We start from the raw sequence: 242 nt of genomic DNA, 5'->3' as shown, positions 1-242 counted from the left end.
GGGCCCGGTCGACGTCCTTGGCCATCCGGGAGGCGGCGCCGCAGACGTAGAAGTGGGCGCCGTCCTGGAGCCAGGCCCACAGCAGCGGGCCGTGTTCGCGCATCCGGTCCTGTACGTAGACCTAGGCACGCTGATCGCGGGAGAAGGCGGTGTCGGGGCGGGTCAGGGTGCCCTCGGCGAGCAGGGCGGTGGGCTCCTCCTCGCAGTAGAAGTCGGTGGCCCGGTGCTGTTCGCCGGAGGAC

Annotated in this window: 1 pseudogene; it reads right to left on the bottom strand. The window is 71.9% G+C overall.

The annotated features are described in order from the left end of the window. Nucleotides 1–242: pseudogene (locus KVT45_RS57560) on the bottom strand (sulfite reductase); the annotation flags it as partial.

The sequence above is a fragment of the Streptomyces sp. GbtcB6 genome, assembly GCF_019091475.1.
Taxonomy (GTDB): Bacteria; Actinomycetota; Actinomycetes; order Streptomycetales; family Streptomycetaceae; genus Streptomyces; species Streptomyces hyaluromycini.
The sequence above is the reverse complement of the archived record's forward strand: the minus strand, read 5'-3'. Positions and strand labels throughout refer to the sequence as shown.